This is a genomic window from Streptococcus sp. 2020WUSS089, assembly GCF_044427405.1.
Classification (GTDB): Bacteria; Bacillota; Bacilli; order Lactobacillales; family Streptococcaceae; genus Streptococcus; species Streptococcus hashimotonensis.
This window is the reverse complement of sequence record NZ_JAOTGD010000006.1, coordinates 1-20,175: the sequence shown is the minus strand read 5'-3', so window position 1 is coordinate 20,175 and position 20,175 is coordinate 1. Positions and strand designations below refer to the sequence as shown.

Below are 20,175 nucleotides of genomic sequence, written 5' to 3'. Positions count from 1 at the left end.
AAAGGTATGTTATGACCCTACAGGAAACAATCATCAAAGAATTAGGTGTCAAGTCACATATTGACCCCAAAGAAGAAATCCGTCGCTCCATCGACTTTCTCAAAGACTACCTAAAAAAACACCCATTTTTGAAAACCTATGTCTTGGGGATTTCTGGTGGACAAGATTCGACCTTGGCTGGTCGCTTGGCTCAGCTGACTATGGAAGAAATGCGGACGGAAACAGGTGACGATTCTTATCAATTTATCGCTATCCGCCTCCCTTACGGTGTGCAAGCTGACGAGTCTGACGCCCAAGCAGCCCTAGCCTTTATTCAACCAGATGTCAGCTTAACCATCAACATCAAGGAATCAACAGATGCCATGGTGGCTGCAGTCAATGCAAATGGGCTTACTATGTCTGATTTTAATAAGGGAAATGCTAAAGCCCGCATGCGCATGATTGCCCAATACGCTATCGCTGGAGAACGCAAAGGAGCTGTCATTGGAACCGACCATGCCGCTGAAAATATCACTGGCTTCTTTACCAAGCACGGTGACGGCGGTGCAGACATTCTCCCCCTCTTCCGCCTCAATAAACGCCAAGGAAAACAGCTTCTAGCTGAACTGGGGGCAGATGAAAAACTCTACCTCAAAGTCCCTACTGCAGACTTGGAAGAAGACAAACCTGGCCTTGCTGACGAAGTCGCTCTCGGTGTTACCTATAACCAAATCGACGACTATCTCGAAGGCAAAACCATCGACCCTCAAGCCCAAACCATTATCGAAGGATGGTGGAACAAAACAGCCCACAAACGCCACCTGCCAATCACGATTTTTGATGACTTTTGGAAATAATACTCTTCGAAAATCAAAATCAGACGTTGTTGACTTGATTTGATGACTGAAAAGCTCCTGTGGAGGTTTTCAGCCTGTTCCCTTGAAATATAAAAGGAACAGTGTTCTATCTACATCATATCGATACGAACTAGGTTCGCTCTATCTCCAACCTCCAAAGGTTCCCCAAACCTTTTTGTAGCGAACAGGTTCGCTCTATCTCCAACCTCCAAAGGTTCCCCAAACCTTTTTGTAGCGAACAGGTTCGCTCTATCGCCAACCTCCAAAGGTTCCCCAAACCTTTGGAGCAAGTCTGATTTTGATTTTCATTGAGTATAAAAATTATCCCCTGACGATAGGCACAACCGTCAGGGGATTTCTTTTATCTACTCTCCAAATAATCCGCAATCGCTGCGACATCCTTGTCTCCTCGACCAGAAACATTGATAATAATGATTTTATCTTTATCTAGTTGTGGTGCTAATCGAATAGCTTCTGCAATCGCATGAGACGATTCAATGGCTGGAAGAATTCCTTCTGTACGACTTAAGGTCAGAAGGGCATTAACAGCCTCATCATCTGTTGCTGCGACATAATTAACACGACCAGTTTCCTTATAGTGGGCATGTTCTGGTCCAACGCCTGGATAGTCCAAGCCTGCTGAAATGGAATAAACAGGTGCAACTCCACCATTTTCATCAAAGAGGGAGATCGTCTTCATACCATCAACCACACCAACTGTTCCCTTAGTCATAGTCGCCGCATGTAGTTCTGTATCAACACCTTTACCAGCAGCTTCTACACCGATAAGCTTGACTGACTCATCTGGTAAATATTGAGAAAATGCACCGATGGCATTGGAACCGCCACCCACACAGGCAATAACGTAGTCTGGCAAACGACCTTCTTTTTCTAAAATCTGACGGCGAGATTCTAGACTAATAATCTTTTGAAACTCATGGACAATCGTCGGATAAGGATGAGGACCGACTGCTGATCCCAAAACATAGAAGGCATCTAAATCTGCCATCCAAGCACCGAATGCCGCATCAACTGCCTCTTTCAAGGTTTGCGTTCCATCTGTGACAGCATGAACACGCGCCCCCATCATCTCCATTCGAAAAACATTGAGGCGTTGGCGTTTGACATCTTCAGCTCCCATATAGACATCACAACCCAAACCAAAGCGGGCAGCTACAGCAGCCGTCGCAACCCCATGTTGACCAGCACCAGTTTCTGCAATCACTCGAGTTTTCCCCATTCTTTTTGCCAACAAAATTTGCCCCAGCACATTGTTTAACTTATGAGAACCTAAGTGATTCAAATCTTCCCGTTTGAGATAGATTTTCGCTCCACCAAGCTCCTTGGTCAATGATTCCGCAAAATACAATGGCGTTTCACGACCTGCATAATCTTTCAGATAAGCTTGGTATTCCGCCAAAAATTCTGGATCATTGCGGTACTGTTCAAACGTTTCCTCCAACTGATCCAACAAAACCTGAATTTGCTCTGGTACAAAACTACCACCAAACTGTCCGAAATAACCTTTTTCTGTCATATAATTCCCTCTTTCAACATTCGCTACAAGAGACCAATAAGGTCAAGAGTTTAATACTTCTTTACTTATCCTTAATTGCTACGCCATCGTTTCATCTTGATTACCTCGTAATTTCTATCATTGTCAAAGTAGATTGCTTTTAGATAAGGAACAGAGACACAAATACAACTCAATGCTTCCTCATTTTCAAGCATTGACCTCAAACAGTCCACTGGACTGTTTGAAGTAGGCAAGCCAATCGTGACAAAATATAAAAGCAATTTACACAGACAATGAAAAAGCCCACGCAGGAAAAAACATCCTGCGAGGGCGTCAATGGACACGGTGCCACCTCACTTATGGACTCGACTAGAAAAGTCCATAACTTTTTCTCCTCTAACAAGGAGGCGCACGATAAGGGGTGCGGACCGAATTCTCATTGTTTCGAATTCATCGAACCAAACTCGCTTTACTAAACCAGACAATCCATAAAACGGATACGAATGCTTGTTTGGCATCAGCCCATTTCATAAACCTCTATCATCTATTCACACCAACCATAGACTCTCTAAAGACAAAGTGTTTATTACTTTTTCTGATTACTTGTAATTATACGTTACAAAATCAAAATGGTCAAGTAATTTTTAGAAATTTTCTAAACAATTTGAAAATTCAGTTTCCATTGCCTGAATCCATTAAAAACTAACAAAAAGCCACTCTGCTTAAGTGACCTTCTAAAAAACTGTACTCACGAGCGAAGCGCTTATATCAAAGATAGTTTTAACTAGTCAAGGTTATTTTTAAGGGAATACTGACTGTATTTCAAAAAAATAACGATATGTAGCTTAAACAATAGCCTTAGATGGACATTCTGAACCTGTGACGGTAGGTTCTAAGACTCCTGTTTGGAAAGGATTATCCCTCTCTTTATCAATGAATAGGTAAAATAGGCTAGTATTCCCCCCATTGTATTGGTCCATAAATCATCGATTTCAAAGACGCGTTGGGCATCAATCAGCAAATCCAGTAGTAATTGTGTGCATTCAATAAAAAGACTGATACAAAAACTATAACGAATCACCGCTCGAAGGCTCCGCCATTCTTCCCTAAGAAACAAAAGAAGAAAAATCAGAAGGAAAAGTAGAAAAATATTAGTGATGTTTTGCAAGAAAATCCATCCTAGGTCCGCCAAACTATCTACCTTGTCCCCGTTTACGATACTGTTGAAAGGCGTTGGTAAAAGATAGAGACGGCCGATTTGAATAATTCCTGGGGTCGAGAAATCCTTATACTGAGGGTACCAAGTCTGAGGCAGAAAACAAAGTAAAACAATAGCCAGAGCATAGGCTCCAGCTAAGATCTTACAAATCTGTCTTCCTAGCTTGGTCAAGTTTCCATCTGCTTGGAAGAATTTTCTCATGCTCGAATACCTGCCTTTGCTTTTGCGGCTGCAATACGAGCACGTGCTTTTTCACGGTCTTTCTTGAGCGTATTGGAGCGCAATTGACCACAGGCAGCATCAATATCTGTACCATGTTCCTGACGAACGACACAGTTAACACCATTTTTCTTCAAAACATCAAAGAAAGCAAGAGTACGTTCCTTGGTTGAACGACTGTACTGGTCATGTTCACTAACTGGATTATAAGGAATCAAGTTGATATAAGACAATTTACGGATGTTCTTAGTCAAGTCAGCCAATTCCTGTGCCTGTTCCACTCCATCGTTGACCTCATTGAGCATAATATACTCAAAAGTCACACGGCGGTTGGTCACTTTGATATAATCTTCGATTGCTTCAAAAAGAACTTCTATAGGGAATTTGCGGTTAATCCGCATAATGCTCGAACGAAGGTCATTATTTGGCGCATGTAGAGATACTGCCAAGTTAACTTGGACTCCTTCACGTGCAAACTCACGAATTTTTGGTGCTAAACCTGACGTCGAAACAGTGATGTGACGGGCACCAATTGCCAAGCCCTTGTCGTCATTAACCACTCGCAAGAAGGTCATAACATTATCGTAGTTATCAAGCGGCTCACCAATCCCCATCACAACGATATGGCTAACACGCTCATTCTGATTGCGCTCATCCAAGTACTTTTGTACCAACATAATCTGAGCCACAATCTCACCGCTAGTCAAGTCACGTTGCTTAGGAATCAATCCAGATGCACAGAATGTACAGCCGATATTACAGCCAACTTGTGTCGTTACACAGACAGAAAGACCATAGTGCTGGTGCATAAGAACTGTCTCAATCAACATGCCATCTGGCAGTTCAAAGAGGTATTTGATAGTGCCGTCCTTAGACTCCTGTACAATCCGTTGTTTGAGCGGGTTAACTACAAAATTCTCTTCCAACTTTTCAATCAAAGATTTTGGCAAGTTGGTCATTTCCGCAAAGGATTGGACACGAGAACGGTAAAGCCATTCCCAAATTTGAGTAGCACGGAACTTCTTCTCTCCGTTTTCTAAAATCCAATCAACCAGATTGGCTTGACTAAATGCATAAATTGATGGTTTCATATTTCTCCCTATTTCTGGCGGATAACAAAGTTACGCTTCACTTCGTTCATCTCACGCTTGCTCTGCTTACGCTCACGTTTTTGAGAACGCTCCGTTTGACTCGCCTTAACACCAGCATTCTTCATAGTAAAATGACGTTGTTCCGACTGTTTGTTCTGCTGCTTCCCTTTTTTCTGACGGTCATTGCGATTATTTTTGTTTTCTTTTGGCGCAATAGGCTCCGTCCGCTGCTGATTTCTGTTGCGATTGCGAGAACGACTCCGCTTGCGACGAGGTCTATCCTCCTCCTCAGCAGGCAAGTCTTGTGGATTCGGATTGGCTAAGACGAAATAAGCACAACCAAAATTACAATACTCCGTCAAATAATCGTCCAAGCGGCTGATTTTTAAGTCTGATTTAACATTTTTATCGTCTGTATAGAATCCCCTTAATCTCAGCTGCTCATTGCCCCAATCTCCCACGATATAATCAAACTTGAGCATGAGTTGTGAAAAACGTTGACCAAAAATCGTCTGGTCAAAAGCATTCTTGTAATCTTCCAAAAGGTCCAATTCAATATTTTCAGATACAACCTTATCTCCGACACGAGCAAAACTCGGACCAGGGTATTTATTATAGTTATACATTTCAGGTGAAATTTCTTTTTTCATTTGTCCTCCTATCTTATAAAATCTTCATACGTAAAAATCATTTGATTAATAATCTATCTAGTCAGAATCTAAATTCTCACACTTAACCTTATCATTATAACACGATTTATCTGGAAATTCTTCTACTTTACCATTTAGGAGAAATTTCTGACAATTATAATATTATTCTCTAACAAAAAAGGACGATTTACTCGCCCTTTGTTTTCTTCAAATAATCAATAGCCTCTTGAACCGTTTTCACAGGAACTACCTCAATATCCAATCCTGCTTTCTCCGCAGCTTCCTTAGCTTCTTCATAGTTGGTTTTAGCCTTTGGATCTTCCTTCAAAACTTCCACATCAACTGGATTGTTTGGTACGAAAAAGATACTTGCACCTGACTTAGCTGCCGAAATAACCTTCTTATCAGCCCCACCAATGTCACCTACTTTTCCATCCTGCTCGATTGTCCCCGTACCAGCAATAATCCGACCATCACGTAAGTCAGGCTCTGCGAGTTGAGTATAGATGGCAAGTGTAAACATCAGACCAGCACTTGGACCACCAATATCTCCCGTTTGGAAATCAATCGGAATCGAACTTTGAACCTCTGTATGATCTACGAGAGTGATGCCGATTCCGTTTTTGCCATTAGACAATTTGATAATCTTACCGTCCGCAGATTTCTCCTGACCAGCGCTAATATAACCAACTGTTACATCACTTCCAAGTTCCAAGCCACTCACATATTTAATCAAATCAGGAGAAGACTCAAATGTTTTTCCATTGATACTCACAACAGTGTCGGCAATATTAAGAACTTTTTTAAAGGTCGAATCATCCGCCAAGGCAAGTACATAGACACCAAAGAAATCAAGATTGACTTCTTTTCCTGCCAAGGTCAAACCTTGGTACTTCGCCATATTTTGCGATGTCTCCATGTAAAACTGTGCTATACGGAAATACTCTTCATTGTCGGCCCCTCCTGTCATCTCTTCAGAGGAACGAACTGTCGTATAGGGATCAAACTGAGCAGCGAATAGTTGTAAAGCTGTAGCTTGTTGGACTGATACATAGGTGAAGTTGTAAGAGCCATCCTCTTGGTCTATTTGATTGTTCACCGTTAGTACCTGACGAATATCGGCAGCTCCACCTGGACTTTCCAGATAATAAGGCAGACGAACAAAAACGGCAAACCAAATCAAAAGAGTTCCTAAAACAATAGATGCAATTAAGGTTAACTTCCTATTTTTCTTCATTCTTTCTAATCTCCTCACTAACAATTTCTGGAACATAAGGGCCTATGTCCTGTTTGAAATACAGCAATTCTCGAACCTGGCTGGATGATACGAACTTAAGCTCTGGCTTGGCGATTAAATAAATAGTTTCCAAATCTGGCGCCAACTGACGATTGTAAAAATCAAAACTTGACTCGTATTCCAAATCGGTCGCATTACGCAATCCTCGGACCAAATGTGTTACTCCATAGCGCTTAGCTACATCGACTACCAATTCATTTTCAGACAGAACGACCTCGATATTCTCCATTCCTACAAAAAGCTTCTCCAAAATGGCTTTTCTCTCCAAACCCGTCAAGAGTCCTGCCTTTTTAGGATTGGTAAAAACTCCCACATATAATTTATCAAATAGTCCACTCGCTCGTTCAATTAAGTCCAAGTGTCCATTGGTAATGGGGTCAAATGAGCCCGTAAATAATCCAATCTTATCTGACATATACTGTTACCTTACTAATTCCGTAGAGTTTCTCTTTCCATATCCCCAGCTCTGCTATTTCCTCAGGAAGAGAGACCGCCTTATCCGTTTCGCAGACTACCATAACATCATCTGCTAGTAAGTCACGGCGACAAAGTTCTGTTATCACTTCTTCAATTTCCTGCTCTGCATAAGGAGGGTCCAAGAATACCAGGTCGAAAGGACCTTCCACACTGTTCAAAGCCTGTCTAGCTTCCATTGCTAGAAGCTGAAATTTATCTGCTTCCTTAGTCATTGCAATATTTTCACGGATAATGGCTTGTGCTCGTCGATCTCGCTCAACCAGAACTGCTGACTCCATGCCACGAGATATAGCCTCGATAGATAAACCACCACTGCCGGCGTACAAGTCAAGAACTCTACCACCCTCAAAATAGGGACCAATCATATTGAACATGGCTCCACGGACCTTATCCGATGTCGGTCTGGTTGTTTTTCCATCTAACGTTTTCAGTGGTCTTCCACCATAGCTTCCCGATACAATTCTCATAAGGTATATTATAGCAAAAAATGAAGCTCGTTGCTGAAACCAAGTGCACTTCCTGCTTTCCTTTTTGCACCAACTTTTCATCCTTCTGCCAAATACACTCTCAACCGCTATAGCAGGAAATCATTCTCGCGCTATTCAACAAAATGATAAAAATAAAAAGCAAGGAAATTCTGTTTTACGCGAAATTCCTCACTCTTATCGTATGTATTTAAACTAGATCGTTACAAGAAAAAATTAGTCTTGAAATACAAATAGCTATTTTTTCCAGTATGCTAATACGCCATAAAGAACCAGTAGCAAAAAAGTCTACGGATTATCTGGTGAACTCTCGTCAGCTGTTGGAACTGTTTCCACTGACTCAACCAGGCTAGTTGTTGAATCTGTCGTTTCCGCCGGTGTTTCAGAAACTGTTGGAGTTTCTACCACAGGTGCTCCTTCACTAGTCGGAGGGACTGAAGTACTTGTACTAGTTGACGCCACGCTGCTTGTATACTGGCTTGTTGAACTCACACTTTGTTTTCCATATATATTTTGATTAGGTACTACATAAGATTCTTGTAAGGTCTCACTAGCTTCAGCAAGGTCCGTTGACTGACTGGTCCCTGTTTCAGATATTTTTTTCTCATCAGCTACTTTTTGAGCTGCTTCCGCCCTGACCAACTCCGCTTTTAGCTTAGCCTGTGTTTGAGCATCTATCTGCTGTCCCACTAGCTCTTTTACTTGGTCAATCCGTTTCTGTAATGCTGCTTTTTTAGTCGCATCCGTAACCTTGTTTACTGCAGATTGTGCCTCTGCAAGTTTCTCTTCAGTATGTGTTCCTTCTAATACAATGACAGCATTCTCAGCATCCTGAAATACTGTATCAACCGTTTTTTTCTGATTGGGCACTTGCTGTACTGTCTTTGTATCACTTGTTTCGCTTTGAGCATTTTTATACCAACTAGCGCCTAAGCTAATCAATAAAATAAGTCCCATAAAAGAAATAATGCCAATTTCTGCCAATGACAACTTTTCAAATTTCTTTTCCATATTTTTGCCCTTATCCGTCTTATTGCATAAGAAAATACTCTAGCCTACTGACAATGTTACTTAGTCGTTTTTACCTTACCATTCCATCCATTTAGACCATAGCTTAAAATATAGATTTCGTTAAAGCCCTGTTTCTTCAGATGAAGGGCTGCAGGCGTTACCAACTGACCACGATCATTCTCATAGATTAAGACAGGTCTGTCCTTACGCAAAGCAGCTGTAGACTGGCGTAATTGCTGGTAAGGAATATTTCTCGCACCTAAGATATGCTTACGATTAAACTCACTCGGGTCTCGCAGGTCAATCAACTGACCTCCGTGTATCTTTTCTGCAAATTCTGCATTATCAATCACCGTCGCCGCACGGCGCAATCTCCAGTAATTAAAACCCATCCAGGCTCCCAATACTGCCAAAAATACTAAAAATACCCAAAATGTTTCCATCACTCATTCTCCCTTGATTTCTGATACTCTAATTCCAAACGATGTTCACGCCTCAAAACAAGCTCTGCTTCCATATATTCCAACCGATCTAAGACACCTGCCTGATAGATTCTATTTAATTCTATCTGCATCATTTCAATATCGTAGAGACGGTTACCCATATAGACAATTATACCAAACCGTTTGAGTAATTGTTGCACATCATAAAGTCTTTTCATAAAAAAATTGTAGCAGAATTTTAGGTGTTTTTCAATATAAAAAATCAGTTGAAATTTATGAAATGCTTAAAAAGGATTGGATAAATCACCAATATAATCCAATTCTAATATAGGCATTCAGTTTACTTTTAGTACTCGCTCCAACTATCTGGGAGATAGTTGGAGACTGGGGATAAAGTGAACGATGTTCACGTCAAAAGCTGCAGGCATAACTGAAGTTAGGCAAAGTGAGTTCAAATAATGATAAAATTATTTGAAGTTGGAAATAAGGAAACGAAGTTTCCCCATTCGCCGAAGTAATAAAAGATAAACTGAGTGTCTATATCATAACCAACCCTTTTCCTGTGCCACCTTAACAGCAGCCGTGCGGTTTTCAGCTCCCAGCTTGGCCAAGATAGAGGTCATGTAGTTGCGGACCGTCCCGTCAGACAGATAGAGCTGGCTGGCGATTTCCTTATTGGACAAGCCGTCAGCAACCAGCTTGAGCAGCTGGCTTTCCTGGTCCGTCAAGGGACTGCGTTGGGTCAGGAGAATATCCATTAGCTCTGGCGAGTACTCCTTTCGCCCTGCCAAGACCGTTTCAATGGTCCGCATGAGGTCTGAGATGGAGCGTTCCTTGAGCACATAGGCATCCACATCTGCCTTGACCGCCCGCTCAAAATAGCCTGGTCGCTTGAAGGTAGTCATGATGACAACCTTGACGGGCAGGGATTTCTCACGCACCCATTCCAGGACATCCAGCCCCGTCTTCTCAGGCATTTCAATATCTAAGAGTAACACATCTACTTGCTCTTTTTCCAAAAGAACAATGGCCTGACTGCCGTTTTCTGCCTGTAAAACAGCCTCAACCGCATCTTGAAAGGCCAAGAGCTGACAGAGGGCGTCCCGCAGCATAGCCTGGTCTTCTGCGACTAAGATTCTCATTCTACCACCTCCTCAAGCGGAATTCGTATGAACAGGCGGGTAGGTTGTGCCAGAGAAAGAAATTCCAAACTCCCCTGCACTGTCACCAGTCTATCCTTTATGGTATGCAATTCTTGACCGGTTAACTGGGCAAAGCCCACACCATTGTCTTCGTAGTGCAAGACTAATTCTTGCTGGTCTTCTTCAAATATCAAACGGCACTTGTTAGCCTGGCTATGTTTGAGCAAGTTATTAGCCAACTCTCTCAGCACCATAGCCAGTTTGTTCTGGACAGGCAAGCTGAGCTGCTCTGCTATTTCCCCACCCAAAACAACCAAATCCACTCCTGCCAGGTCCAACATCTGCTGCAAAATCTGGAGTTCCTCTGCCACGGTGTGCTGCTTGAGGGACTGGACAATCTGGCGGACATCCTGCATGGAGTCCTTGGCTAGGGTCTGGAGCTCCTGCACTTCCTTCTTGGCCTGGTCTATCTGGTCGTGGTCCAAAAGGGTCTTGACCAGCTCTGCCTTGATGGACAGCATAGCAAAGACATGCCCAAGGGTATCGTGCAAGTCCTGACCGATGCGGTTGCGTTCGTTCTCAGCAAGCAGGAGGTTAATGGAAGCATTTTGCTCCTGAATCCGTTGCTGAAGAGCTTCCCGCTTGGTTTCAATCCAGCTAAAAATTAGCAAGGCCAAGCCGAAAAAGTGAATGATGAGTGTGAAGGCACGCATCTCAAAGGGAACAGGTCCAAAAAGAGCCCAGAGGGTAATAGCCAGCAACAAGATCCCATAGGACACCGTCCGATAGGTCGGCCGAGTTTCTTTATAATACCAGCTCAGCATATTGGACAGGTTGAAGATGAAGAGTGAAAATTGCAGATTGCCCCAAAAACTCATGACGGCTATATAGCCAATCAGGTAAAACCAGCCCAGCATGGAATAGAGCTTGTGGTCGGTGTAAAAGAGAGAACAATAGACTAGGGCAAAGAGAATGGTTGCTAGAATAACCGCCGTCGGATTTGGACTATACTGGGCGTAATAAAGTGGAAAATAGAGAAAGACCATGCCCACGAAGAACATGAGTGGTATCTTTCTTTTTTCAAAAATCATGGGTCACCTCACTGTTGCTCAGATTTTCTATGAATAGCCAGAGCAATTCCTAAGAAAATTATGGCATATCCTAGGACAATTAGCAAGGATTTCCAGAGAAAAACTCCCTCTTGGGCATAGGTGGTCACCAGCTGATTGACATGGTAGCTGGGCATAAGTTTGCAAATTCGCTGTACCCAGTCAGGAAAGAGGGAGACAGGCATCCAAGAGCCACCCATGATAGCCAGAACAAAGTAGAGCAAGTTGGCCACCACCGACATGGTCTGTTCCGACTGGATTTGCACCAAAAGCAAGCCAATGGCTAGAAATACGATAGAGGTCACTAAAAGTAAGAGAGCCGAAATTCCCCATTCTTGAGCTGTCATCTCAACTCCCTTGACTAAGCTACCCACCGCAAAGACAATGGCAATGGAAGACACAAAGCAGAGCAAGACCCGCACGAGTTTGGAAAGATAGTATTGCCAGATTGGCAGAGGCGAATGCTGGATAAAGGTCAACCAGCTGTTTTTCCGGTCCTCTGCCAGCATCATGGGAAAGGTAAAAAGGGCAAAGCCCGACATGGAAAAGCCTGTCATGGTCAGCATATAGGACTGGATAAAGGCCTTTTGCATGGCTGTATCATCAAACTGGACCGTTGATGAGAAAATCAGGAAAAAGATAACAGGCATCCCGATTGACAGGAGAAAAACTCCCAAACTTCTAGATAATTTGACCGCTTCTACTTGCACCAATGCTTTCATGATTCTCCCTCCCTTGTCTTGTCAAATAGGCTGTTGAGCAGGGTTTTGTTCTGCACCTCTAAGTCTGAAATCCGACAGCCTGCTTCCTGTAAATTCGCCCAAACCTGCTCAATAGCTCGGGTCTTGAAGCTGACCGTGTCCTGTTTATAGCTGATGTTATCAATTGCGTCCAAGCCCTCCACCACTGTCGCAAAGCCGATTGGCAGTGCTACTTCTTTTTCCTGCTCCTCACTCCGCATGGCAAACGGCGTCGTATCCCGCAAGAGCCTACCCTGGTGCAAGACCAAAATCCGCTCCGCCGTATGCTCCACTTCCTCGATATAATGGCTGGTATAAAAAATTGTCACACCCTTTTCCTTCAAATCATGGACAATCTCCCAAAAACGCTGACGGGTCGACGTATCCATGCCCGCCGTCGGCTCGTCCAAAAAGAGCAACTTGGGCTTACCAATCAGGCAAATGACAAAGGCCAAGAGCCGCTTCTGACCACCTGATAGCTTGCCCGCCAGCTGATTTTTTTGCTCTGGGGAAAAGCGGAGCAGGCTGTCAATTTCCACATCTGTCAGACTGTCCTTGTAGATAGCTTGGAAAAAGCGGAGCAATTCCTTTACCTTCAAGTCCGTTGGAATAGCATTTTCTTGAGGTAAGACTGCTACTGTTTCTTTATTCGACCGAGCCTGTGGAGCCAGACCGTCCAACAAGACCTGCCCTTTCGTCGCCTTTCTATCGCCTAACAAACAGGACATGAGTGTTGTCTTCCCAGCCCCGTTGGGACCAATCAAGGCCACACATTCCCCTGACTTAATCTCAAAGGAAATATCAGACAAAATGGACCGTCCTTTGATAACCTTGTCTAGTGCCCGTACTTCTAGCATCTTTCTACCTCCTATTTCTTGAGCATCTTATAGTCTTTTAGTTTACTTTTAGTACTAGGCAACGAGCCGCAGGCATAACTGGAGTTAGGCAAGGCGAGTTAACGAAGTAATAAAAGAAAAACTAAATGACGCTACATAGACAGTATATCTCGAAAAAGGAGCCCCCGCTAGAAGCCTTTGTCATGGACTCATGTGACAAATGTCATATTATACTCAAAGAAAATCAAAAGTACCTAGGAAACGAAGTCGAAGATAGAACTCTGTTACTATCTTGTTTCAAGGTAACAGGCTGAAAAGCTCCACCGGAGCTTTTCACTCATCAAGGCTCTTGACAACGGATAATGTTGATTTTCGAAGAGTATTAAATAATGCAGCAAAAAAGAGTCCTACTGTGGACCCTTCATCTATTTACAACTTAGGCGCTTGACCAAGTTCTGCCTGCAGCATCCAAATATGTTTTTCAATACTAGCCTTAGCCACATTGAAAATGTCGTTGGTTACGCTGTCACCTTCTTCATCACTGACATCAAATCCCTTTTGGAAAAGAGCAGCCAGATAGCGGAACACCTCTACCACACGCGCCAATTGCTCTTCAATCGTTACAGTGTAATCACCAGGAACTTCCTTGAGCTGACTATTTTCACTAAACTCTTTAAGGGTAGAAAATGGTGCCCCACCTAAGGTAATTAAACGCTCACTCATCTCATCCAAATAGCCATCAATTTCTTCCATATATTCATCCATCTTTGGATGCCAAATCATAAAGCCACGACCACGCATATACCAATGAACTTGATGGAGGATAGAATGGGCTACTGATAAATCGGCCACCGCTTGATTCAAAACAGCCTTAGAATCAGCCAGTGATGGACGCGGGCTGAAAGACGCAATTTCTGCTGGAGATTGATAATATTTTTGTTTCATCATATATCACCCTTTCTTTTATTTATAATAATTATAAATAAAAGAAGAAAAAATTGCAAGAATTATCCCTCATCCTCCTCTGACCTATTGACAGACAAATTCCTTGCTATATTAACTTATATACGTTAGACTAGTAAGTAAGAATAGTATGTGATTTTCTTTTTAGAAAGTCATCGCCCCATCTGTATATATAAGGAGGGATTTTATGTCAGAAGAAAAATTTGACGCAAAACTAGAACAGCTATCTGGCTCTGCAAAAGAGGTAATTGGTAAGCTGACCGGCAACAAGGAAATCGAAGTTGAAGGACTTGTTGAGAAAGGAATTGGCAAAGCAAAAGAGCTAGTCGAAGATGCAAAAGATGGGCTTGAAGGTGCCATTAACGGCATCAAAAATGCTTTTGACAAAGAAGAGAAATAAGCAAAGAGTTCAATATAGGTAGGATTCTCGTGCACTGTTTGATAATAACATTACACTCAATTTGGTCTTTTACCTGTAGCCCGAACAAAAATATGCAAGAGAGGGGAACTCAGGCATTTACCTGTCGAGTCTGCCCTCTCTTTTCGTATGCCACGAAAGGAGAATCTATGAAAAAAATCGTTTTTGTCTGTCTTGGAAATATTTGTCGTAGCCCTATGGCTGAATTTGTCATGAAAGATTTGACAAATCAATTTCATATTGAAAGCCGTGCTACTTCAAACTGGGAACATGGTAATCCTATCTACCCTGGAACTCAGAAAATTTTCCAAAAGCACAATATTCCCTATGACCAGACCAAAACCTCTCAACAAATCTCTCAAGCAGACTTTGAGGAATTTGATGTCATCATTGGTATGGACAGCAATAATATCCGAGATTTACAGAAAATGGCACCAGCACATGCTCAAAATAAGATTTTTCAATTCGCAGAAAAATCCGTACCAGACCCTTGGTATACTGGAGATTTTGACGAAACCTACGACATGGCAAAGAAAGGTTGCCAAGACTGGTTGGACAGGTTACAGGCATTTGACCAAGAATAAGATTTTTTATGTAATATTTTTGTAATATTTGTAAAAAAATGGTAAACTATTTCTGACTGAACTGATAATTTCTTACTGTATCCTAGAAAGAACTGATTAGCGTCGGTCAAATCCTATGAAAGAGTAAAACGATGAAAGAGTTCAAATTACCTAGTATAAAATGGCATGATATAACAAGTCATTTCACCCGTCCAAAACTTGAAATCCTCTCCCTTATTATCATCCTCATCTGTGCCTTCTCTGTATTTACAGGGCGAATTGCCAGCAAGCAAGCCATGACTTTCAATAATGGCGCCCTGCAGTACAACGGTTATGTGGTTGCAAATAAAATGAATGGTCAAGGAAAATTGACCTTTGATAATGGAGATGTCTACGAAGGACAATTTACAAATGGAATTTTCCACGGTCAAGGAACCTACACATCTGCAAGTGGGTGGGTTTATACCGGGCAATTTAAAAACGGCTATGCCGATGGAAAAGGAAAATTGACCACCGAAGGACAAGCTACCTACGAAGGAACTTTTAAACAGGGGATTTATCAATATGAAAATTAAATGGTTATCCGTTATACGTGTGATTGGACTAGTCTTTGTCCTACTCTATCATTTCTTTATCAAATATTTCCCAGGTGGCTTTGTGGGGGTTGACCTCTTCTTTACCCTGTCTGGATATTTGACAACCGCCCTTTTAATTGATGAGTTTGCAAAACATAAAAAAATAGATATTGTCAGCTTTTTCAGAAGAAGGTTCTATCGGATTCTCCCCCCTCTGGTTTTAACGATTCTTTTGGTTCTTCCACTTGCTCTGCTTGTCCGCAATGATTTCATTGCCAATATCGGCAATCAGATAGCCGCTGCGCTCGGATTCATGACAAACTTCTTTGAAATTCTATCTGGTGGTAGTTACGAGAATCAATTTTCACCCCATCTATTTGTGCATACTTGGACCCTGGCTATAGAAGTTCAGTATTACCTTGTCTGGGCTGGTTTAGTTTGGTATCTGACTCGCATCTCAAAAAGTGTGGGCCAACTACGTGGATCAATTTTTCTAACATCTATAAGCCTCTTCTCGCTAAGTTTTTTAGCAATGTCTATCTCAAGTTTCTTTGTGGATAATTTCTCAACCATTTACTACTCGAGCTTCACACATACCTTCCCATTCTTCCTCGGAAGCATTCTCGCAACCATCGCTGGTATCGGAAATACAACAACTGCCTTCCAGCAACAAGTGAGTACATTGAGTATCAAACAAGCTATAGGTCTGTTTCTTGGAGGACTAGGAGTAGAACTTCTTCTTCTCTTTACTCTTCAATTCAGTTCCATCTGGACCTATCTAATTGGTTTTCTTCTATCCAGTTTAGCTACAGTAACTATGATTTTTGCTGCTCGGGTACTTCACGAGAAAACCGAAGATGTCAAAGAACCTGCAATTATCCTCTTCTTTGCAAGTATTTCTTATGGCATCTACCTCTTCCATTGGCCCTTGCTCATTATCTTTACACAATTGACAAATGCCTCTATCGCTGCGGGATTATCCTTTGTTTTTTCTACTATCCTATCAACTATTTCCTTCTATATTCTAGAACCATATATTGCTGGTAAAGTAGGAAGTTTGTTTGGATTACCAATGGACTTAAAGCCCTATAAAAAATGGCTTCTTAGCAGCTTTGCTTGCTTGACTGCAATTAGCTTAGGTATCTGTCTGTTTGCACCAAAATTAGGAAGTTTTGAACAAGAGAGCATGGTTAGCAATCTTTATCAAGCTCAGACCCAACTAAATACAACACGATCTGCTGCTGAAAACGCTAAAGCTACTAGTTTTGAAATTCAAAAAGGAGTTATCATCTTTGGCGATTCTGTTACTGTTCGCGCAAGTTCTGCCATACAGACCGCGCTACCAGATGCACAGATTGATGGAACTGTCAGTCGAAATCTCTCTGAAATTGCTAAATTGATAAATCTTTATAAGCAAAATAATAGTTTGAAAGAGACTGTAGTTGTAGCCCTAGGTACAAATACTACGGATAATTATCAGGAACTACTAGACCAACTAGTCAAAGATTTTCCTAAAGGACGTCGCCTTATTTTTGTCACTCCTTACGATGGAAACTTCACTCCAAGCGAATCCATTTCCTATCAAACAGGTCAATACGAAAAAGAATTGGCTGAAAAATATGATTACATTTCCATTGCAGACTGGTATCAAGTTGCAAAGGATAATCCACCAATTTGGTACAATACCGACCTTGTTCATTTCAATCTTGAAAGTAATGGAGGCGAAGTCTTCGCCCAAACGATAAAAAATGCTGTTGAAGCCGTTGCTGATGGTCCAATCAAAAACTAGATTTATACATCATTATCCTCTGAGAATCTCTCGGAGGATTTTTGCACTATTTTCCGATAAGTCCAGCGAGAACTCTAAGCGATAGCGCTGTGCCTAAGCTCAATCTCAATAAATCTTGCGAAATAAGCCACTTCTACAAAGGACGGCAGAGCGAAGTAACGATAATAGTAAAGATGACAAATTAAAACTCCTACCTTTATAGTAGGAGTTGGTGTCAAATTGACTATTTTTGCTTACTTTGGAAACGCCATTCAAAGCGTTTCTGATCGTAAAATGGATACATCATTTGTAAAAGAGTGACGGCAAGTAGCCAACCGCCGATAATATCTGTCGGATAGTGAACCCCAATATAGATACGGGATACAGCTACCAGGACAGCAAGTAGAATCAACACGGCTTGTAGCACAAGTCTAGCTATGCTTTTCTTCATCCTCTGGTGAACAATAATAACAACTGCTCCTGCAATCATCATAGTTGATGCAGTATGCCAGCTAGGAAATGAATAACCGATGGTATCAATCAACCATTCAATACTTGGACGCGGACGTTGGTAGACATATTTCAGGGCTGTGGATGCCACACCCATCGCCGCAAAACTAGCAAGTAGGAAATAAGCTTCTATCTTCCATTTTTTATAGTAGTAAAAGATAGCAGCTAGAATCAAGGTAATAGCTAAAATAATAACCGTATTTCCTAAAACAGTAATAGAGGTCCAAAATTGACTGGCTCCACTTGGTAAATTTCCACGAATGGCAGACTGGACAGTCGAGTCAAAACCTGCTAGGGTAGTAGGATAAAATTTTACTACATAGCCCAATATCACAAAGGCCAGAGCAAAAAAAGATGCGTTTCGTAAATGGATTTGTTTATTCTTCATACAATATAGTTTACCTTATAAAGGTTAAACTTTCTTTAAAATAGGTTGGGCTGCTTTGTAACAGATATAAAATATTGCTGAAAGCACAATCCCTTGTAAAAGATTAAAAGGAAGTACCATCATCAAAAGATAGTTAGTCAGACCCAAGATTTCTTTAATATCAAAGTTTGCAAAGGCTGCATAGACAGGCACCGCATAAACGTAATTTAATACCAGCATCACTGCTGTCGAACCAATTGTTGCAACAGAGGCTGCTTTTAAATAATTTTTTATCGCTTGGTCATTTTTCCAGAAATAAGCTACTGCTAAAATGAAAACTGACATAGCTGCAATATTCATCGGTAAGCCAATAATTGTCGATGGTCCCTGATTATTTAAAATCAGTTTGAGAAAAGTTCGTACCAAAAGGATAGCAAAACTAGACTTCAGATCTAGAATAAGCAGACCAAATAAAATCGGTACGAGAGAAAAATCCACTTCCAGGAAACTGGCTGTTGGAATCAGCGGAAATTTCAAATACATGAGCAGAAAGGATACTGCTGAGAGAATGGCGATAATCGTCATTTTGCGTGTGTTTGTCATAAGGTTCCTCCAATTTTTGAAAATTGAAGAAGCGTGGAAGAGTAGGCAAAAAGCCTCCACTTCGTCTTCTCCCATCCAGACTTTACTGTCGGTTGTGGAATTGCACCACATCAGCTTTCGCTCGCAGACTACCAACGGACTATTTTGTTCTAATACTGCGTTAGCTCATCTCGACATACATTCAGTATAGCCTTCGATTCGCTGCCTAGTCTTAAAACAAAATAGCCACGTTTTACACTGCCGGTCGGGAATTTCACCCTGCCCTGAAGACTATTTCATCATACCAAAAAAGCCTTGCATTTGCAAGAGCTTGGTAAGTTTTCACTATTTTAACTTGTCCCCATCATAGGTGTGAACCAAATCTAGACCAGCAAACTGTTGCTGCCGAAGAGCCTCATATACAATCATACATGCTGTATTAGAGACATTAAGACTACGCACATGCTCATCATTCATTGGAATACGGATAGCTTTCTCTGGATGTTCACGCATAAAATCTTCTGGCAAGCCCTTATCTTCACGGCCAAATAAGAAATAATGAATGTTCCCATCACTATAGTCTTCATCCGAATAGGTTTTATCAGCAAATTTAGATACTAAGTGAACACGTCCTTGTTTGCTGGCATAATCCATAAATTCTGCTAAATTGTCATAAAAGCGAACATCTAACTTATCCCAATAATCTAGTCCTGCACGTTTCATCTTACGGTCATCAATTGGAAATCCCATAGGCTTAATGATATGGAGAGGACTATTGGTTGCAGCACAAGTTCGAGCAATATTGCCTGTATTCTGTGGAATCTGTGGTTCAAATAAGACAATGTGGTTTTTGGCTGTTTCTTCTATATACTCTAATGTTTCAATATTCATAAGGACCTCTCTGGTGACATTTCACTAAATACGAATACCCTTCGAAAATCAAATCCAAACCATGTCAGCTTCATTTTGCCGTATACCATGCTTGTTTTCTAGTTTCTTTTTTTGATTTTCATTGAGTAAAAAGACTCGATTGTCTCCTATGGCAAGAAAGACAAAAAAATAGCCACACTGCCCGGAGTCAAGCTCAGCAAACAGCATGGTGAATGATGATTCATTCACTTAACTCACAACAGGTTTGAGTTAAATCAATGAAATCGTGATACTATTGTAGCTTAAAGGAGGCTGAAAATCAAGAGTTTTGCTCCATTTTTTTCAAATTTTCATAGAAAATGAAAAAGGAGTAAATTCCCAAAGTAAGTTCTAGTCTGTCTTAAAAACTGGAAACTAGAATGAGACAAAGAAATAAGGTAGAACTTACTATGGGACAAGTTGGTAACCGACAATGAAAAACAAACACT

Annotated in this window: 23 protein-coding genes and 1 riboswitch; of the genes, 5 read left to right on the top strand and 18 right to left on the bottom strand. The window is 41.5% G+C overall.

Annotation, left to right across the window (positions count from 1 at the left end; translation table 11 throughout):
* The first annotated feature begins 11 nt into the window (after window positions 1-11).
* Window positions 12-836 carry an ammonia-dependent NAD(+) synthetase gene (gene nadE / locus ODU46_RS06255; RefSeq protein ID WP_105119197.1) on the top strand — a complete coding sequence of 275 codons (825 nt, stop codon included), beginning with the start codon at window positions 12-14 and terminating at the stop codon, window positions 834-836.
* 361 nt (window positions 837-1,197) lie between these two features.
* Here the strand turns inward: nadE and trpB are convergent, their stop codons facing one another.
* The 15 genes from trpB to ODU46_RS06180 form a co-directional block, all read right to left on the bottom strand.
* Entirely contained in the window at window positions 1,198-2,373 is a 1,176-nt protein-coding gene (gene trpB, locus ODU46_RS06250; RefSeq protein WP_029179798.1) for a tryptophan synthase subunit beta, read from the bottom strand.
* A gap of 871 nt (window positions 2,374-3,244) precedes the next feature.
* On the bottom strand, window positions 3,245-3,772 hold the full coding sequence (locus ODU46_RS06245) for a VanZ family protein (protein ID WP_398579390.1): 528 nt from the start codon (window positions 3,770-3,772) through the stop codon (window positions 3,245-3,247).
* Entirely contained in the window at window positions 3,769-4,881 is a 1,113-nt protein-coding gene (gene rlmN / locus ODU46_RS06240) for a 23S rRNA (adenine(2503)-C(2))-methyltransferase RlmN (RefSeq protein WP_024406668.1), read from the bottom strand. Before rlmN ends, ODU46_RS06245 begins: the two co-directional genes overlap by 4 nt.
* An 8-nt stretch (window positions 4,882-4,889) precedes the next feature.
* The gene (locus tag ODU46_RS06235; protein WP_024399656.1) at window positions 4,890-5,531 is read right to left on the bottom strand and encodes a YutD-like domain-containing protein; all 642 of its coding nucleotides are present in this window, start codon (window positions 5,529-5,531) and stop codon (window positions 4,890-4,892) included.
* Window positions 5,532-5,718: 187 nt separating this feature from the next.
* Window positions 5,719-6,768: a SepM family pheromone-processing serine protease gene (locus ODU46_RS06230; protein ID WP_014638484.1), complete on the bottom strand. Its 1,050-nt coding sequence runs from the start codon at window positions 6,766-6,768 to the stop codon at window positions 5,719-5,721.
* Window positions 6,755-7,243 (bottom strand): pantetheine-phosphate adenylyltransferase, encoded by a 489-nt coding sequence (gene coaD / locus ODU46_RS06225; RefSeq protein ID WP_002939048.1) that lies wholly within the window; start codon window positions 7,241-7,243, stop codon window positions 6,755-6,757. The genes ODU46_RS06230 and coaD overlap by 14 nt, the downstream gene beginning before the upstream one ends.
* Window positions 7,233-7,772: a 16S rRNA (guanine(966)-N(2))-methyltransferase RsmD gene (rsmD, locus tag ODU46_RS06220; RefSeq protein ID WP_029186344.1), complete on the bottom strand. Its 540-nt coding sequence runs from the start codon at window positions 7,770-7,772 to the stop codon at window positions 7,233-7,235. Before rsmD ends, coaD begins: the two co-directional genes overlap by 11 nt.
* 306 nt (window positions 7,773-8,078) lie before the next feature.
* Complete coding sequence (locus ODU46_RS06215; RefSeq protein WP_398579389.1) at window positions 8,079-8,801, bottom strand: serine protease; 723 nt, start codon at window positions 8,799-8,801, stop codon at window positions 8,079-8,081.
* Between the two features lie 56 nt (window positions 8,802-8,857).
* Entirely contained in the window at window positions 8,858-9,244 is a 387-nt protein-coding gene (locus tag ODU46_RS06210) for a rhodanese-like domain-containing protein (protein WP_004194735.1), read from the bottom strand.
* Window positions 9,244-9,462 carry a YqgQ family protein gene (locus tag ODU46_RS06205; protein WP_004194736.1) on the bottom strand — a complete coding sequence of 73 codons (219 nt, stop codon included), beginning with the start codon at window positions 9,460-9,462 and terminating at the stop codon, window positions 9,244-9,246. Before ODU46_RS06205 ends, ODU46_RS06210 begins: the two co-directional genes overlap by 1 nt.
* Before the next feature lie 324 nt (window positions 9,463-9,786).
* Window positions 9,787-10,386, bottom strand: coding sequence for a response regulator (locus tag ODU46_RS06200; RefSeq protein ID WP_395381976.1), 600 nt, complete (start codon window positions 10,384-10,386; stop codon window positions 9,787-9,789).
* Window positions 10,383-11,477 (bottom strand): sensor histidine kinase, encoded by a 1,095-nt coding sequence (locus ODU46_RS06195; RefSeq protein WP_398579388.1) that lies wholly within the window; start codon window positions 11,475-11,477, stop codon window positions 10,383-10,385. Before ODU46_RS06195 ends, ODU46_RS06200 begins: the two co-directional genes overlap by 4 nt.
* Window positions 11,478-11,485: 8 nt before the next feature.
* On the bottom strand, window positions 11,486-12,217 hold the full coding sequence (locus tag ODU46_RS06190) for an ABC transporter permease (protein ID WP_114866742.1): 732 nt from the start codon (window positions 12,215-12,217) through the stop codon (window positions 11,486-11,488).
* Window positions 12,214-13,092, bottom strand: coding sequence for an ABC transporter ATP-binding protein (locus ODU46_RS06185; protein ID WP_114866743.1), 879 nt, complete (start codon window positions 13,090-13,092; stop codon window positions 12,214-12,216). The genes ODU46_RS06190 and ODU46_RS06185 overlap by 4 nt, the downstream gene beginning before the upstream one ends.
* Window positions 13,093-13,500: 408 nt before the next feature.
* Window positions 13,501-14,019: a DNA starvation/stationary phase protection protein gene (locus ODU46_RS06180; protein ID WP_024384587.1), complete on the bottom strand. Its 519-nt coding sequence runs from the start codon at window positions 14,017-14,019 to the stop codon at window positions 13,501-13,503.
* 202 nt (window positions 14,020-14,221) lie between these two features.
* On the opposite strand from ODU46_RS06180, the gene ODU46_RS06175 reads away from it, so the two are divergent.
* From ODU46_RS06175 to ODU46_RS06160, 4 genes are all read left to right on the top strand, one after another.
* A complete protein-coding gene (locus ODU46_RS06175; RefSeq protein ID WP_398579387.1) occupies window positions 14,222-14,434 on the top strand; it encodes a CsbD family protein in 213 nt (70 codons plus the stop codon).
* A gap of 167 nt (window positions 14,435-14,601) precedes the next feature.
* On the top strand, window positions 14,602-15,036 hold the full coding sequence (locus tag ODU46_RS06170) for a low molecular weight protein-tyrosine-phosphatase (protein ID WP_398579386.1): 435 nt from the start codon (window positions 14,602-14,604) through the stop codon (window positions 15,034-15,036).
* 131 nt (window positions 15,037-15,167) lie between these two features.
* Entirely contained in the window at window positions 15,168-15,590 is a 423-nt protein-coding gene (locus tag ODU46_RS06165) for a hypothetical protein (protein ID WP_105179921.1), read from the top strand.
* Complete coding sequence (locus tag ODU46_RS06160) at window positions 15,580-17,379, top strand: acyltransferase family protein (RefSeq protein WP_221864842.1); 1,800 nt, start codon at window positions 15,580-15,582, stop codon at window positions 17,377-17,379. The genes ODU46_RS06165 and ODU46_RS06160 overlap by 11 nt, the downstream gene beginning before the upstream one ends.
* A gap of 223 nt (window positions 17,380-17,602) precedes the next feature.
* Here the strand turns inward: ODU46_RS06160 and ODU46_RS06155 are convergent, their stop codons facing one another.
* From ODU46_RS06155 to ODU46_RS06145, 3 genes are all read right to left on the bottom strand, one after another.
* Entirely contained in the window at window positions 17,603-18,256 is a 654-nt protein-coding gene (locus ODU46_RS06155; RefSeq protein ID WP_398579385.1) for a phosphatase PAP2 family protein, read from the bottom strand.
* A gap of 24 nt (window positions 18,257-18,280) precedes the next feature.
* Entirely contained in the window at window positions 18,281-18,838 is a 558-nt protein-coding gene (locus ODU46_RS06150; protein ID WP_063077036.1) for an ECF transporter S component, read from the bottom strand.
* Window positions 18,839-18,897: 59 nt separating this feature from the next.
* A riboswitch (FMN riboswitch) is annotated at window positions 18,898-19,113 on the bottom strand.
* 49 nt (window positions 19,114-19,162) lie between these two features.
* Window positions 19,163-19,708, bottom strand: a complete 546-nt coding sequence (locus tag ODU46_RS06145) for a tRNA (cytidine(34)-2'-O)-methyltransferase (RefSeq protein WP_024384581.1) — start codon at window positions 19,706-19,708, stop codon at window positions 19,163-19,165.
* Window positions 19,709-20,175 lie beyond the last annotated feature (467 nt).

What these genes read in the sequence shown, in the direction of transcription:
- nadE (WP_105119197.1), top strand. Translation starts at nt 12, where the DNA reads ATGACCCTACAGGAAACAATCATCAAAGAATTAGGTGTCAAGTCACAT.
- trpB (WP_029179798.1), bottom strand. Translation starts at nt 2,373, where the DNA reads ATGACAGAAAAAGGTTATTTCGGACAGTTTGGTGGTAGTTTTGTACCA.
- ODU46_RS06245 (WP_398579390.1), bottom strand. Translation starts at nt 3,772, where the DNA reads ATGAGAAAATTCTTCCAAGCAGATGGAAACTTGACCAAGCTAGGAAGA.
- rlmN (WP_024406668.1), bottom strand. Translation starts at nt 4,881, where the DNA reads ATGAAACCATCAATTTATGCATTTAGTCAAGCCAATCTGGTTGATTGG.
- ODU46_RS06235 (WP_024399656.1), bottom strand. Translation starts at nt 5,531, where the DNA reads ATGAAAAAAGAAATTTCACCTGAAATGTATAACTATAATAAATACCCT.
- ODU46_RS06230 (WP_014638484.1), bottom strand. Translation starts at nt 6,768, where the DNA reads ATGAAGAAAAATAGGAAGTTAACCTTAATTGCATCTATTGTTTTAGGA.
- coaD (WP_002939048.1), bottom strand. Translation starts at nt 7,243, where the DNA reads ATGTCAGATAAGATTGGATTATTTACGGGCTCATTTGACCCCATTACC.
- rsmD (WP_029186344.1), bottom strand. Translation starts at nt 7,772, where the DNA reads ATGAGAATTGTATCGGGAAGCTATGGTGGAAGACCACTGAAAACGTTA.
- ODU46_RS06215 (WP_398579389.1), bottom strand. Translation starts at nt 8,801, where the DNA reads ATGGAAAAGAAATTTGAAAAGTTGTCATTGGCAGAAATTGGCATTATT.
- ODU46_RS06210 (WP_004194735.1), bottom strand. Translation starts at nt 9,244, where the DNA reads ATGGAAACATTTTGGGTATTTTTAGTATTTTTGGCAGTATTGGGAGCC.
- ODU46_RS06205 (WP_004194736.1), bottom strand. Translation starts at nt 9,462, where the DNA reads ATGAAAAGACTTTATGATGTGCAACAATTACTCAAACGGTTTGGTATA.
- ODU46_RS06200 (WP_395381976.1), bottom strand. Translation starts at nt 10,386, where the DNA reads ATGAGAATCTTAGTCGCAGAAGACCAGGCTATGCTGCGGGACGCCCTC.
- ODU46_RS06195 (WP_398579388.1), bottom strand. Translation starts at nt 11,477, where the DNA reads ATGATTTTTGAAAAAAGAAAGATACCACTCATGTTCTTCGTGGGCATG.
- ODU46_RS06190 (WP_114866742.1), bottom strand. Translation starts at nt 12,217, where the DNA reads ATGAAAGCATTGGTGCAAGTAGAAGCGGTCAAATTATCTAGAAGTTTG.
- ODU46_RS06185 (WP_114866743.1), bottom strand. Translation starts at nt 13,092, where the DNA reads ATGCTAGAAGTACGGGCACTAGACAAGGTTATCAAAGGACGGTCCATT.
- ODU46_RS06180 (WP_024384587.1), bottom strand. Translation starts at nt 14,019, where the DNA reads ATGATGAAACAAAAATATTATCAATCTCCAGCAGAAATTGCGTCTTTC.
- ODU46_RS06175 (WP_398579387.1), top strand. Translation starts at nt 14,222, where the DNA reads ATGTCAGAAGAAAAATTTGACGCAAAACTAGAACAGCTATCTGGCTCT.
- ODU46_RS06170 (WP_398579386.1), top strand. Translation starts at nt 14,602, where the DNA reads ATGAAAAAAATCGTTTTTGTCTGTCTTGGAAATATTTGTCGTAGCCCT.
- ODU46_RS06165 (WP_105179921.1), top strand. Translation starts at nt 15,168, where the DNA reads ATGAAAGAGTTCAAATTACCTAGTATAAAATGGCATGATATAACAAGT.
- ODU46_RS06160 (WP_221864842.1), top strand. Translation starts at nt 15,580, where the DNA reads ATGAAAATTAAATGGTTATCCGTTATACGTGTGATTGGACTAGTCTTT.
- ODU46_RS06155 (WP_398579385.1), bottom strand. Translation starts at nt 18,256, where the DNA reads ATGAAGAATAAACAAATCCATTTACGAAACGCATCTTTTTTTGCTCTG.
- ODU46_RS06150 (WP_063077036.1), bottom strand. Translation starts at nt 18,838, where the DNA reads ATGACAAACACACGCAAAATGACGATTATCGCCATTCTCTCAGCAGTA.
- ODU46_RS06145 (WP_024384581.1), bottom strand. Translation starts at nt 19,708, where the DNA reads ATGAATATTGAAACATTAGAGTATATAGAAGAAACAGCCAAAAACCAC.